Origin of the sequence: Bradyrhizobium centrolobii (assembly GCF_001641635.1) — a bacterium.
Taxonomy (GTDB): Bacteria; Pseudomonadota; Alphaproteobacteria; order Rhizobiales; family Xanthobacteraceae; genus Bradyrhizobium; species Bradyrhizobium centrolobii.
The window spans coordinates 205-12,698 of record NZ_LUUB01000062.1; the positions used below are offsets into that span (position 1 = coordinate 205).

General features: G+C 65.2%; 10 protein-coding genes and 1 pseudogene. 4 read left to right on the forward strand and 7 right to left on the reverse strand.

Going from position 1 to position 12,494, the window contains the following annotated elements; translation table 11 throughout:
- Together AYJ54_RS52500 and AYJ54_RS19125 are read right to left on the reverse strand one after the other, a co-directional pair.
- A pseudogene (locus AYJ54_RS52500) lies at positions 1 to 115 on the reverse strand (IS110 family transposase); the annotation flags it as partial.
- A 225-nt stretch (positions 116 to 340) separates the two neighbouring features.
- Positions 341 to 1,828, reverse strand: coding sequence for a sensor domain-containing diguanylate cyclase (locus AYJ54_RS19125; RefSeq protein WP_063701081.1), 1,488 nt, complete (start codon positions 1,826 to 1,828; stop codon positions 341 to 343).
- 142 nt (positions 1,829 to 1,970) lie between these two features.
- Here AYJ54_RS19125 and AYJ54_RS19130 point away from each other — a divergent pair, with 142 nt between their 5' ends.
- The gene (locus AYJ54_RS19130; RefSeq protein ID WP_063701082.1) at positions 1,971 to 2,231 is read left to right on the forward strand and encodes a DUF7662 domain-containing protein; all 261 of its coding nucleotides are present in this window, start codon (positions 1,971 to 1,973) and stop codon (positions 2,229 to 2,231) included.
- A gap of 175 nt (positions 2,232 to 2,406) precedes the next feature.
- On the opposite strand, the gene AYJ54_RS19135 is transcribed toward AYJ54_RS19130, so the two are convergent.
- Both AYJ54_RS19135 and AYJ54_RS19140 read right to left on the reverse strand, forming a co-directional pair.
- Positions 2,407 to 5,283, reverse strand: coding sequence for an EAL domain-containing protein (locus AYJ54_RS19135; RefSeq protein ID WP_063701451.1), 2,877 nt, complete (start codon positions 5,281 to 5,283; stop codon positions 2,407 to 2,409).
- Positions 5,284 to 5,422: 139 nt separating this feature from the next.
- Positions 5,423 to 6,421 (reverse strand): NAD(P)H-quinone oxidoreductase, encoded by a 999-nt coding sequence (locus AYJ54_RS19140; protein ID WP_063701084.1) that lies wholly within the window; start codon positions 6,419 to 6,421, stop codon positions 5,423 to 5,425.
- Positions 6,422 to 6,536: 115 nt separating this feature from the next.
- Here AYJ54_RS19140 and AYJ54_RS19145 point away from each other — a divergent pair, with 115 nt between their 5' ends.
- Entirely contained in the window at positions 6,537 to 6,728 is a 192-nt protein-coding gene (locus AYJ54_RS19145) for a DUF1192 domain-containing protein (protein WP_063701085.1), read from the forward strand.
- 692 nt (positions 6,729 to 7,420) lie between these two features.
- Positions 7,421 to 7,930, forward strand: coding sequence for a protease adaptor protein RcdA (rcdA, locus tag AYJ54_RS19150; protein ID WP_063701087.1), 510 nt, complete (start codon positions 7,421 to 7,423; stop codon positions 7,928 to 7,930).
- A 173-nt stretch (positions 7,931 to 8,103) separates the two neighbouring features.
- Here the strand turns inward: rcdA and rpmE are convergent, their stop codons facing one another.
- Complete coding sequence (gene rpmE, locus AYJ54_RS19155) at positions 8,104 to 8,331, reverse strand: 50S ribosomal protein L31 (protein ID WP_063701089.1); 228 nt, start codon at positions 8,329 to 8,331, stop codon at positions 8,104 to 8,106.
- Positions 8,332 to 8,532: 201 nt separating this feature from the next.
- Between rpmE and AYJ54_RS19160 the strand changes: the two genes are divergently transcribed.
- Positions 8,533 to 10,383, forward strand: a complete 1,851-nt coding sequence (locus tag AYJ54_RS19160; protein WP_063701090.1) for an ABC transporter ATP-binding protein/permease — start codon at positions 8,533 to 8,535, stop codon at positions 10,381 to 10,383.
- Positions 10,384 to 10,801: 418 nt separating this feature from the next.
- Here the strand turns inward: AYJ54_RS19160 and AYJ54_RS19165 are convergent, their stop codons facing one another.
- Together AYJ54_RS19165 and AYJ54_RS19170 are read right to left on the reverse strand one after the other, a co-directional pair.
- On the reverse strand, positions 10,802 to 11,248 hold the full coding sequence (locus tag AYJ54_RS19165) for a GNAT family N-acetyltransferase (protein ID WP_063701092.1): 447 nt from the start codon (positions 11,246 to 11,248) through the stop codon (positions 10,802 to 10,804).
- 109 nt (positions 11,249 to 11,357) lie between these two features.
- Positions 11,358 to 12,386 carry a peptidoglycan -binding protein gene (locus AYJ54_RS19170; protein WP_063701453.1) on the reverse strand — a complete coding sequence of 343 codons (1,029 nt, stop codon included), beginning with the start codon at positions 12,384 to 12,386 and terminating at the stop codon, positions 11,358 to 11,360.
- Positions 12,387 to 12,494 lie beyond the last annotated feature (108 nt).

Below are 12,494 nucleotides of genomic sequence, written 5' to 3' on the forward strand. Positions count from 1 at the left end.
GCATCGCCTTGCGGCTCAGCCGCTTGCGAAGCACGACCGATTCCGATGCATCAACCCCATGCAATTGAAAAATATACTTCGACGTATCCATCCCAATGCGGATAATCTGGCTCACGGACGGCTCCCTTGTCTGAGATTTCGACAACCTCATTCTGGCACACTGATGCCGTAGGGGGCCGTCCACACCATCAACCACAGGGAGTAGTTTGGCGAAGACTCTTTGTTCGGTACTACTATCGTCTGCAATCGATGGATTCCGCGGTATGGGTCCCGGCTTTCGCCGGGACGACACCGAAGGTTTGGTGGATTGCTCCGCTCTAACTAATGGCTGCGGGACGGCTTAGGCCACCAGCGACAGCTTCGGAATGCTCGCGACCACGGATTGGTTGCGGCCGCCGGCCTTGGCTGCGTAGAGCGCCTTGTCGGCGGCGGTCACCAGCACGGACCAGTCCACCCCGGCGGTGGGAACGAGGCTCGCAACGCCGCAGGACACCGTCGACGCCGCCTGGTCATCGGACCAGCCCTGCACCTTGCCGCGGATCATCTCGGCAACCTTGAACGCGTCGGTGGCCGAGGTGTTCTGCAGCAGCACGGCGAATTCCTCGCCGCCATAGCGCGCGGCGCAGTCGCCGGCGCGGCGCACCGAGTCGGAAATGCAGATCGCGATGCCGACCAGCACCTGGTCGCCGGCCTGATGGCCGAACGTGTCGTTGTAGGCCTTGAAGTGATCGGCATCGATCATCAGCAGCGCGACCGGTGTCTTCTGGCGCATCGCGCGCCGCCATTCCTGATCGATCACGTGATCGAACTTGCGCCGGTTGCGCAGGCCCGTTAGCGCGTCCGTCGTTGCCATCTCCTCGAGCTTGCGCTCGGCCTCGGCGCGCCGGCCGATCTCGCGGGCGAGCACGATGGTCGATCCCAGCGCGAGCACCAGCACCACCGCGCCGATGCGCAGCGCCTCCGTGCGCCACAGCGCAAAGACGATGTTGAGCGGTTTTCCGGTCACCACGAACAGCGGATTGGTCCCGCCGCTGCGGACGTAAAGGCGCGGTGTTTCGTCGATCGGCCCCTGTCCGGCGAATGAGCCGCCGGCCTTCAGATTGTCGGCCTTCCAGTCCCGACGCTCGGAGAGATTCTTGCCGATCACGTCGAGATCGAATGGCCGCCGCATCATGATGGTGCGGTCGCGCTTGAGAACGGTGATGGTGTCCTCGGGGTCGAGGCTCAGCCGCTCGAACAGCTCGTGGAAGTAGCTGAAGCGGATCGAGCCGGCGACGACTCCCATGAACCCGCCATCGGTATCGCTGATGCGCCGGCTCAGCACGATCGAATAGGCGCCGCGAAACAGCATCGGCCGGCTGATGAACAGACCAGCGCCGGGATCGTCGCGATGGACCCTGAAATAGTCTTCGTCGCCGCGGTTCTCCGGCAGGGGATCGAGCGTGGAGGCGTCGATGATCAGCTTGCCGTCGGTATCGAACACCTGGATGGCGCCGAAATGCCTCGCCGTGGTGGCATGGTCGAACAGGATGAGCTGGCGGATCGGCTTCGAGACGGTGCCGATCTCGGGCAGCAGCATGTTGCTGGTGACTGCCTTCAGCGACAGGTCGTAGATCTCGATGTTGCGGCTGATGTCGGCTTCGATGGTCGTGGCCAGGTTTTCCAGCGTCTGGCGCGCGAGCGCCTCCTCGCCGCGACGCATGTCCAGCATCACGTTCACACAAATGGCGGAAAAGCCGATCACCGTCACCACGGACGAGACGATCAGCAGCTTCGCCGAAATCCGCCACGGCCGGCGGGCCATGACTTCGCGCCACCCAGACAGCATCGCTTGCTCCCGACAGTAGTGGATGCGCTCGAATTCTTGAGTAGTGTTTAAGCCGCGACGGCGGTGGCGCAATGAGTTAAGAATTGGTTTCCGCAGCTGACGTTTTTGCGCAGGGCTTCGGACCAGTGAGGTGAGGACGGCGGTGAACGACTACGACGCGTTGCGCGATTATCTGATGCGGCAGAAGCAGACGGAATTCGTGCTGAGCTTTGAAGAGATCGAGGAAATCATCGGCGCCGCCCTGCCGCGCGCCGCGCAGCGAGCCTCATGGTGGGACAGCCTGCGCAGCCCCGACATCCAGATGCCGCAGCGCGAGGCCTGCCTTGCCGCAGGCTTCGTCGCGACGCGGATGCCTGACGGCCAGAGCGTGCGGTTCAGGAAGCAGAAGAGCGAGCGGCGGTAAGGCTAAACGGCGAGATATCGATCGTCGCGGTCGTCATTCCGGGGCGATGCGAGGCATCGAACCCGGAATCTCGAGATTCCGGGTTCGCCTCTTCGAGGCGCCCCGGAATGACGATAATCTCATCGGTATCGAGCGCTCCGGACAGCGCGGTGCGCTGTCCGGACGACGGATGTAGTTAGCTCGCCGCTTCCAGCCGCACTTCGGTGAGCAGGCGCATCGCGGCGTCGGCGTCCATCGGCTCGCCGAACGCAAAACCCTGCGCGTATTCGCAGCCCATCTGGTAGAGCTCGACGGCGTCCGAATCGGTCTCGGCGCCTTCCGCCACCACGTCCATGCCGAGATCGTGCGCGAGCGCGATGATCGACTTCAGGATCACCGGGCGCGTGCCGCGGCTGGTGGTGCGCACGAATGACTGGTCGATCTTGATGGTGTCGAACGGGAAGCGCTGGAGATAGGCGAGCGAGGAGTGACCGGTGCCGAAATCGTCGAGCGAGAGACCGGTGCCGAGCTCGCGGATCCGCGTCAGCATCTGCGCCGCGTGCTCCGGATTCTCCATCACCAGCGATTCCGTCAATTCCAACTTGAGCGTGCCGCGCGCGACCGAGGAGCGCGACAGTACGGTGCGGATGTCGTGGATGAGATCGTGGCGCAGCAGTTGCCGCGAGGAGACATTGACGCTGGCGAAGATCGGATCGCGCGAGCGCATCGCTCGCTGCCAGACCGAAAGCTGCTTTGCGGTCTGGTCGAGCACGAACATGCCGAGGTCGACGATCAGGCCGGTCTCTTCCGCGATGGAGATGAACTCCGAGGGCGACATGCGCCCGAGCTTGGGATGGTCCCAGCGCGACAGCGCCTCGAAGCCCGCGATCGAACGGTCCTCCAGCCGCACGATCGGCTGGTAGAGGATCGTGATCTCCTGGCGCTCGATGGCGCGGCGCAGCTCGCTTTCCAGCGTCAGCCGGTCGGTCTTGCGGGCGCGCATCGCCGGCTTGTAGACGTCGATGCGGTCGCCGCCGATGCGCTTGGAATGATACATCGCCAGCTCGGCGTCCTTGATGATCTCATCCGTGAGCTGGGTCTGGGGATCAGAAAGCGCGAGGCCGATCGAAGCGGTCAGGAATATCTCGCGGTCGTTGAAGGCGATCGGCGCGCGGATCGTCTTGCGGATGGTCTCGGCGAAGGCGGTGATGCGGGCGGGGTCCTGCTCCGAGAGCAGGATCAGGCCGAACTGGTCGCCGGCAAGCCGCGCCAGCGTATCCTGCGGCTTCAGGATGCGGGTGAGGCGGCGGGCGAGCGTCAGCAGGATGGAATCGCCGACCGCGATGCCGACGGAATCGTTGACCTGCTTGAAGCGGTCGAGGTCGATCACCATCAGCGTCGGCCGCAGCGCCGGCATGGTCTTGGCGAAATTGGCGACTGCGCCGAGCCGGTCCATGAACAGTTTTCGGTTGGGCAGGCCGGTCAGATTGTCATGGACGGAGTCGTGCAGCAGGCGCTCCTCGGCGTTGCGCAGCTCCGTGACGTCGGTGAGGGTGCCGACCACGCGCGACACTTCGCCGTCCGATCCGACCACGGGGCGCGCCTTCAGGGCGAACCACATGAAATGACCGTCCGGCGTGCGCAGGCGGAAGTCCTGCACCAGGCGGCCGCGGCGCTGGTCGAGCACGCTGTCGAGCGCGGCACGGAAACGGTCCTGGTCGAGCGGATGCAGCACCTCGAGCCAGGACGCGGCCGGCCCTTCCAGCGTGCCGCGCTTCAGGCCGAGCAGGGCTTCGGTCTCGGGACTGGTGAAAACCTTGTCGGCGGAGACATCCCAGTCCCAGATCAGGTCGCCGGAGCCGGCGAGCGCGAGCGCCCGCCGCTCGATGTCGGAGACGACGCCGGTGGTCGCGCCGCCGCCGGCAAAGGCATGCTGCATGACCGTAAATCCGATCAGCATCACGATCAGCACGAGGCCGCCGAGCAGCGCGGGGCCGACGATGTCGTTGGTGACGGAACCCGCGACCGTCATGCCGGCCGCGACCACCCAGACCACGAGCAGGAACCAGGTCGGGATCAGCAGCACCGCGCGGTCGAAGCCGTGAGTCGAGAGATAGACGATCAGCGCAAAGCCGGCGAAGGCGATCAGCACCAGCGACATGCGCGCGATGCCGGAGGCGACGGCCGGATCGAACAAAGCGAGCGCGACCAGTGAGCCGAGGAAGGCGAGCCAGCCCACCGTGATGTGCGAGTAGCGCACATGCCAGCGGCTCAAATTGAGATAGGCAAACAGGAACACGAGCAGCGTTGCCGCGAGGATCGCCTCGCCCGCCGCGCGCCAGATGCGCTCGGCGTTGTTCGACATGTCGAGCACCTTGCCCCAGAAGCCGAAATCGACGCCGATATAGACCAGCACCGCCCAGGCCAGCGCTGCGGCCGCCGGGAACATCATGCTGCCCTTCACCACGAACAGGATGGTGAGAACGAGAGCCAGGAGCCCCGAAATGCCGATCACGATGCCCTGGTACAGCGTGAACGAGTTGACCTTGTCCTTGTAGGCCTCCGGCTCCCACAGATAGAGCTGCGGCAGCTTGTCGGTTCGCAGTTCGGCGACGAAGGTGACGACGGCGCCGGGATCGAGGGTGATGCGGAACACGTCCGCGGTTGCGCTCTCCTGGCGTTCGGGCCGGTCACCGACCGAAGGCGTGATGGTCGCGATGCGCGACAGGCCGAGGTCAGGCCACAGCAGGCCTGACGACACGATGCGATAATGCGGAGCGACGATCAGGCGGTCGAGCTGGTCGTCAGTGTTGTTGGCGAGCGCGAACACCACCCAGTTCTGACCGCCTTCGCGGGCGCGCACCTCGATGCGGCGGACGATGCCGTCGGTGCCGGGCGCGGTGGAGACCTGGATGCGGTCGCTATCGCTGCGCTGATGCTCGAGGACGGCGGTGAGGTCAATCGCGGGCGCGTCGCTGCGGACGCTGACGGCGTCAAGCGCGCGTGCTTGGGACGCGGCGACAAGAATCATGAAGCCCAGCGCTATGGGCGCGAGGCACCTGATCAGACGCAAGGTCAGTTCTCCGCGTTCGACGAAACTCTTCAGTGCAAGGCATTTTCCGAACGGAACGAGATGGTTCGGCACGTCGCGATAGATGCCACGAAAGCGAGGAAAATCAAAGGGTTTCCACCTTGCTTAGTGGGCCAGTGAACTAGACCTCCAACACAATTTTGCCAATATGTGCGCTCGTCTCCATCCGCCGGTGCGCGTCGGCAGCCTTTTCCAGCGGGAAAGTGCTGTCCATCAGCGGCTTGATGCGGCCTTCGCGCAGAAGGGGCATTACCTTCGCCTCGATCGCGGCGACCATCGCTGCCTTGTCCGCATTACTACGGGGGCGCAGCGTCGAGCCGGTATGCGTCAGGCGCTTGACCATCACCTTTGCGATGTTGACGTTGACCTTGGGGCCGTTGAGGGTTGCGATCTGCACGATGCGGCCGTCGACCGCGGCGGCATCATAGTTGCGGTCGACATAGTCGCCGGCGACCATGTCGAGGATCAGGTTGGCGCCGGCATTGCTGGTCTCCGCCTTGACGACGGCGACGAAATCCTCGGTCTTGTAGTTGATGGCGCGGTCCGCGCCGAGCTTGAGGCAGGCATCGATCTTGTCCTGCGAGCCGACGGTGACGATCACCCTTGCCCCGAACGCCTTGGCGAGCTGAATCGCCATGGTGCCGATGCCCGAGGAGCCGCCATGGATCAGCAGCGTCTCGCCGCCCTTCAGGCCGCCGCGCTCGAACACGTTGTGCCAGACCGTCATCAAGGTTTCCGGCAGCGCGCCGGCTTCCTTGATCGACAGCGCCGGCGGCGCCGTCATGGCCTGGGCATCCTGGGCGATGCAGTACTGCGCATAGCCGCCGCCGGCGACGAGCGACATCACCTTGTCGCCGATCTTGTGCCGCTTGGCGTTGCTGCCGACCGCCACCACTTCGCCGGCGACCTCGAGCCCCGGCAGGTCGCTGGCGCCGGGCGGCGGCGGGTAGGACCCGGAGCGCTGTGCCACGTCGGGGCGGTTGACGCCCGCGGCCTGCACCTTGATCAGGATCTCGTCGGGACCGGGCTGGGGCAGCGCCCGTTGCTCCGGCACCAGCACCTCCGGACCGCCGGGTTTGGAGATGGCGACCACGGTCATTTGCGCGGGCAGCTTTTCCATGATTTGTCCTCGAGCAAGGGTGCGAGATGGAATGAGGGCCATTGATTAGCTAGCGCGGTCCACGCTGGCAACCGTCTCAGCCTCGTTTGGCCGCGCGAAAGCAGGAGGAACGACAATGCCGATGGAAGACGACGACAAGCCTCGCAAGAAGGTCAGTCATGAGATCGGACAGGACCTCTCACTGTTGTCGGTGGAGGAGCTGACGGAGCGCGTCGCGCTGCTGAAGACAGAGATCGTGAGGTTAGAGGAAGCCGCCACCAAGAAGCGCGCCTCGCGCGATGCGGCGGACAGCTTCTTCAAGTCGTAGCGCCCGACGCCGGAACGGGGCTGGCCCCATACCATAGTCCTCATCCTGGGGAGACCGCGCAGCGGTCGTCTCGAAGGATGGTCGCGGGTGAGAGCGGGGCCTTTCATGGTTCGAGACGCGCGCGATGTGCGCTCCTCACCATGAGGGGCAAACACGACGCCGAACTTTTCCCGCGTCATTCCGGGGCGGCGCGCCAGCGCCGAGCCCGGAATCCATAACCACAGACCTTTGAGAGGGGCAGGCTGATAGAGCCGGGCCATTCCATCCGCTCGTGGCAATGGATTCCGGGCTCGCGACTTTGTCGCGCCCCGGAATGACGAGAGGAGGACGTTAAAGAACCGGCGCCGCGAGTTCGCTCGGCCAATGACCGACATGGCTAACGAACCCTCAAAAAATTCGTTCGTTTACGGTCGATTAAGCTTTCGGGTTTATGACTGGAACTGTCCTCGTTTGGACACCGAGTGGCTCCTGTCCACTCTGTTTGACGCCTCCCTGTTATCAACTTTCAAAGCCGCCGGTCTCCGGCGGCTCTTTTTTGTTTTGCGTCTAGTGGCGGTTGCATTCCGAGGATTGACCCGCGGAAACCATATCGGCGCTTGCCGCTGGACTCCGCGCCTCGCCCGCGCAATGATTTGTTCATCATAAGCCGGCGTCAAAGCCGGGCGGTAACAGTTGCGTAAGGGGCGTTAATCATGGAACGTTTGCAGGCCGACGGCGCTCTCGTTCAACTCAGCGAGCGATTCACCAATTCTGCGGCGTTCGGCGCCCTGTTCCGGGAGGGCATGGACCTCGTCGAAGAGACCGCCGCCTATCTCGACGGTGCCGGCCGCGCTGAGGCCAAGGCGCTCGATCGTGCCGTCAGCCTCACCTACGCGACCGAGAGCATGCGTCTCACCACCCGCCTGATGCAGCTCGCCTCATGGCTGCTCCTGCATCGCGCGGTCAAGGAAGGCGAGATGACGCTGAGCCAGGCCAACCGCGAGAAGACCAAGGTCAAGCTCAGCGCCGCCGATCCCGGCCCCGCCGACACCATCGAGAAGCTGCCGTCGCAGCTGCAGGACCTGATCCATCGCTCGATGAGCCTCCAGGCGCGCGTTCGCCGCCTCGACACCACCATCCACACACCGCCGACCGATCGCACCGCGATCGGCAACCCGCTGGTGCCGCACCTCAACGCGCTGAAGGCCGCGTTCGAGCGGTAAGTTCTCAGCAACAACCGTCATTCGGGGACGCGCCTCTTGGCGCGGGCATGCTCGCGATCGTGGTTATGGACTCCGGGCTCGCGACTTCGTCGCGCCCCGGAATGACGGACCCAAGAACAAAAACGCCCCTGGTCTCCCAGGGGCGTTTTTCGTTCTCGGCCAGAGCGGCCGGATCAATCCTTTTTGAGAAAGCCCGAAAACTTCTTCTGGAAGCGCGAGACGCGGCCGCCGCGATCCATGATCTGCTGGGCGCCGCCGGTCCAGGCCGGGTGCGACTTCGGGTCGATATCGAGGTGGAGCTTGTCGCCTTCCTTGCCCCAGGTGGAGCGGGTCTGGTACTCGGTTCCGTCGGTCATGACGACCGTAATCGTATGGTAATTCGGATGAATTTCGGCTTTCATGGCAATTCGCCGGCGCCCGGCGCCTCTCGCTTGAGTGACTATCGATGACGGATTTGGGCGGCTCTATACCTCACAGGGACCCCTAAAACAAGCCATTGTCGGAACAGCAGAACCGGGCCGTCACTTAAGGGACATCCCGGATTTGCCACTCCCCCTGCACCGGCCTATTTGGAGTTAACTTGTCTCCTTGGGTCGGATGTCATGAGCGCAGTGGAACGGCTTGACGATCGGTACCGTGATGAGGGCGCAGCCGTGCCTGCCGAGACCCCGTCGATCGAAGCCGAGCTGATCGAGCAGCCCGCCAAGGGCCGTGCGCGGCTGCGTCCGCTGCTGGCGCTCGCGCCCTATGTGAGCCGCTATCGCGGCCGGGCGGCGCTTGCTTTCGTCGCCTTGACGATCGCCGCACTGACCACGCTGCTGGTGCCGGTCGCGGTGCGGCGGATGATCGATTTCGGCCTCACGCCGGAAGGCATCGCGCTGATCAACAGCTATTTCGCCGTGATGATCGCGGTCGTCGCCGTGCTCGCGCTGGCGAGCGCTGCGCGCTACTACCTCGTGATGACGATCGGCGAGCGCATCGTCGCTGACTTGCGGCGCGATGTCTTCGCCCATCTGCTCTCGCTCTCGCCGGCCTTCTTCGATTCCGCGCGCAGCGGAGAACTCGTGTCGCGTCTCACCGCCGACACCACCCAGATCAAGTCCGCGGTCGGCGCCTCCGTGTCGATCGCACTGCGCAACCTGATGATGTTCTTCGGCGCCGCGGCGATGATGGTGATCACGAGCCCGCGTCTCTCCGGCTTCGTGCTGCTCGCCATTCCCCTGATCGTGCTGCCGCTGGTCGCCTTCGGGCGCTGGGTGCGGCGGCTGTCGCGCAACGCGCAGGATACGCTCGCCGATGCCTCCGCCTATGCGGGCGAATTGGTTGGCGCCATCCGCACCGTGCAGGCCTATACCAGCGAGGGGCTCGCCGAGAAGCGTTTCGGCGGCGAGGTCGAGCACGCCTATGAAGCCGCGCGCACCTCGACCCAGGCGCGCGCGGTGCTCACCGCCATCATCATCTTCATCGTGTTCGCAAGCGTGGTCGCGATCCTCTGGATCGGCTCGCATGACGTCCTGACCGGCGCCATCACGCCGGGCCGGCTCGGCCAGTTCGTGCTCTATGCCGCCTTCGCGGCCGCCGGCCTCGGCCAGCTCAGCGAGGTCTGGGGCGAGGTCTCGGCCGCCTCGGGCGCCGCCGAGCGCCTGTTCGAGATCCTGCATGTGAAGCCGGAGATCACAGCGCCCGCTTCTCCGCGCGCACTGCCGGTGCCGGCACGCGGCGAGGTCGGTTTCGATCAAGCCAGCTTCGCCTATCCGGCGCGGCCCGAAGTCAACGTGCTCGACGCCGTGTCGTTCACGGTGCGCCCCGGCGAGAAGGTTGCGATCGTCGGCCCGTCCGGCGCCGGCAAGAGCACGATCTTTCATCTGCTGCTGCGCTTCTACGATCCGCGCAGCGGCGCGATCTCGCTCGACGGCGTGCCGGTCAAGGCAGCCGATCCGCGCGATTTCCGCGCGCGCATCGCGCTGGTGCCGCAGGAGTCGAACGTGTTTGCGGCAAGCGCCCGCGAGAACATCCGCTTCGGCCGGCCCGATGCGACAGATGCCGAGGTCGAGCGCGCCGCCGAGCTCGCGCACGCCGCCGAATTCATCCGCCGCCTGCCCGAAGGTTTCGAGACGCCGCTCGGCGAGCGCGGCGTGACGCTGTCCGGCGGCCAGCGCCAGCGCATCGCGATCGCGCGTGCGATCCTGCGTGACGCGCCGCTGCTGCTGCTCGATGAAGCGACCTCCGCGCTCGATGCCGAAAGCGAGACGCTGGTGCAGACTGCGCTGGAGGAACTGATGAGCCACCGCACCACGCTGGTGATCGCACACCGGCTCGCGACCGTGCTCTCCTGCGACCGCATCCTGGTGATGGACCAGGGCAGGATCGTCGAGCAGGGCACGCATGCGGAGCTGGTGGCGGCGAACGGGCTTTATGCTCGGCTCGCGCGGTTACAGTTCGAGGGGGCGTAAGGGTCCCAGCCGCAGCCCCAGTCACGGTGTTGAGCGGGTGATCCGGTATTCCAGAGACGCCGGTGGGCAACTCCCAACCAAAATCTCGAAAACAACCCCATGCAAAGAAGCGCGGTAGCCGCCGGCGGTGGGGCGTAAGTGCCTCAAGCTTCTGTCATTGCGAGCGCAGCGAAGCAATCCAGAGTCCCACCGTGGACACAGCGCTTCGCCGCGCTCGCAATGACGGTCGCATCTGCAGAGCGCAAAGAAGTCACCGCACACTCGATGTCGTCCCGGCGAAGGTCAGGACCCATAACCACAGGGCGTGGTTTGGCGAAGATTCGTCGTTCGGTACTGCGACCGACCGCAGTCGATAGATTCCGCGGTATGGGCCCCGGCCTTCGCCGGGACGACGTCGGGGAGAGGTTAGCGCGGCTGCCTACGGCTTCCACGCCATCCTCAGCACCGGCCGGCCCGAGGTCGGGTTCACGTCGTCGCCCGCATGAGCAAAGCCGTTGCGCTCGTAGAAGCGGATGGCGCGGGTGTTGTCCTTGTTGACGAGCAGCGTGACCCCCGTCGGTGACAGGCGCTTGGCCTCATCGACCAGCAGCCGCGCCGCATCCGAGCCCCAGTGTTGGGGATCGACCACGAGCTGGTCGAGATAGCCTTCGCCGTCGATCGTGACGAAGCCGATCAGCGCGCCGTCCTCTTCGGCGACCACGATCGAGGCTTTCGGCACCAGGTCCTTGCGCCAGCGCTCGCGCCACCATTCCAGCCGCGCCGCGAAGTCGATCTGCGGATAGGCCTTCTGCCAGGTGCGATGCCAGAGGTCGATCGCGGCGGCCTCGTCCTCGGGGCGGTAGGGGTGGAGGTGGAGGACGGTCATCGTCGGTCTCCGTCATTCCGGGGCGCCCGAAGGGCGAACCCGGAATCTCGAGATTCCGGGTTCGCTCGCTGACGCGAGCACCCCGGAATGACTGCCCTAAGAGACACCCCTACCGCTCCGTTAGCTTCAGCTCGATGCGGCGGTTGCGCTTGTAGGCCTCTTCGGTGCTGCCGGGGTCGAGCGGCTGGAATTCGCCGAAGCCGGCGGCGACCAGGCGCTGGGCCGGCACGCCGAGCGAGATCAGATATTGCACCACCGAGATCGCGCGGGCCGCCGACAGGTCCCAGTTCGACTTGAAGTTCGGTCCGGTGACCGGCCGCACGTCGGTGTGGCCGTCGACGCGCAGCACCCAGGCGATCTCGCTCGGGATCTTCTTGTCGAGTTCGATCAGTGCATTCGCCACCGTGTCGAGCTCGGCGCGGCCCTCCGGCAGCAAGGTCGCCTGCCCGGTGTCGAAGAACACTTCGGACTGGAACACGAAGCGGTCGCCGACGACGCGGATGTCGGGACGGTTGCCGAGGATCGCGCGCAGGCGGCCGAAGAATTCCGAGCGGTAGCGCGACAATTCCTGTACGCGCTGCGCCAGCGCCACGTTGAGGCGCGCGCCAAGGTCGGCGATCCGGCTCTGCGATTCCTTGTCGCGCTTCTCCGAGGCGTCGAGCGCTTCTTCCAAGGCCGCCAGTTGGCGCCGCAGCGCGCTGATCTGCTGGTTCAACACCTCGATCTGCGCGAGCGCCCGGGCTGAGACCGCCTTCTCGGAATCCAGCGCCTTGTTGAGCTCGGCGGTCTTTCCTTGCGCGTCACTGCCGGCACTGGCGAGCCCCTCATAGAGCCCCTTCATGCGGTCGCGCTCGGATTCGGCCGAGGCGAGGCCTGCCTTCAGTTGCGACACCTGGTCGTCGAGGCTGAGCTTGCCGAGCTTTTCCAGCGACAGCAGCTCGTTGAGCTGCGCGATCTTGGCGTTGAGCAGCTCCAGCGCCTTGTCCTTGCCGGTGACCTCCTGCGACAGGAAGAACTGCACGACCAGGAACACCGACAGCAGGAACACGATCGACAGCACCAGTGTCGACAGCGCGTCGACGAATCCGGGCCAGTAGTTGAAGGGGCCGTCGCTGCGGCGGGTGCGAGCTAGAGCCATGTCGTTGGTCTCCACTTTTGCGTCCCGGACGCGGTGCAGCGTGCAACGCTGCTCCGCAGAGCCGGGACTCACATCCAGGGTAACGCCGGGCCCCGGCTCAGCGACGCA

What these genes read in the sequence shown, in the direction of transcription:
- AYJ54_RS19125 (WP_063701081.1), bottom strand. Translation starts at nt 1,828, where the DNA reads ATGCTGTCTGGGTGGCGCGAAGTCATGGCCCGCCGGCCGTGGCGGATT.
- AYJ54_RS19140 (WP_063701084.1), bottom strand. Translation starts at nt 6,421, where the DNA reads ATGGAAAAGCTGCCCGCGCAAATGACCGTGGTCGCCATCTCCAAACCC.
- AYJ54_RS19145 (WP_063701085.1), top strand. Translation starts at nt 6,537, where the DNA reads ATGCCGATGGAAGACGACGACAAGCCTCGCAAGAAGGTCAGTCATGAG.
- rcdA (WP_063701087.1), top strand. Translation starts at nt 7,421, where the DNA reads ATGGAACGTTTGCAGGCCGACGGCGCTCTCGTTCAACTCAGCGAGCGA.
- rpmE (WP_063701089.1), bottom strand. Translation starts at nt 8,331, where the DNA reads ATGAAAGCCGAAATTCATCCGAATTACCATACGATTACGGTCGTCATG.
- AYJ54_RS19160 (WP_063701090.1), top strand. Translation starts at nt 8,533, where the DNA reads ATGAGCGCAGTGGAACGGCTTGACGATCGGTACCGTGATGAGGGCGCA.
- AYJ54_RS19165 (WP_063701092.1), bottom strand. Translation starts at nt 11,248, where the DNA reads ATGACCGTCCTCCACCTCCACCCCTACCGCCCCGAGGACGAGGCCGCC.
- AYJ54_RS19170 (WP_063701453.1), bottom strand. Translation starts at nt 12,386, where the DNA reads ATGGCTCTAGCTCGCACCCGCCGCAGCGACGGCCCCTTCAACTACTGG.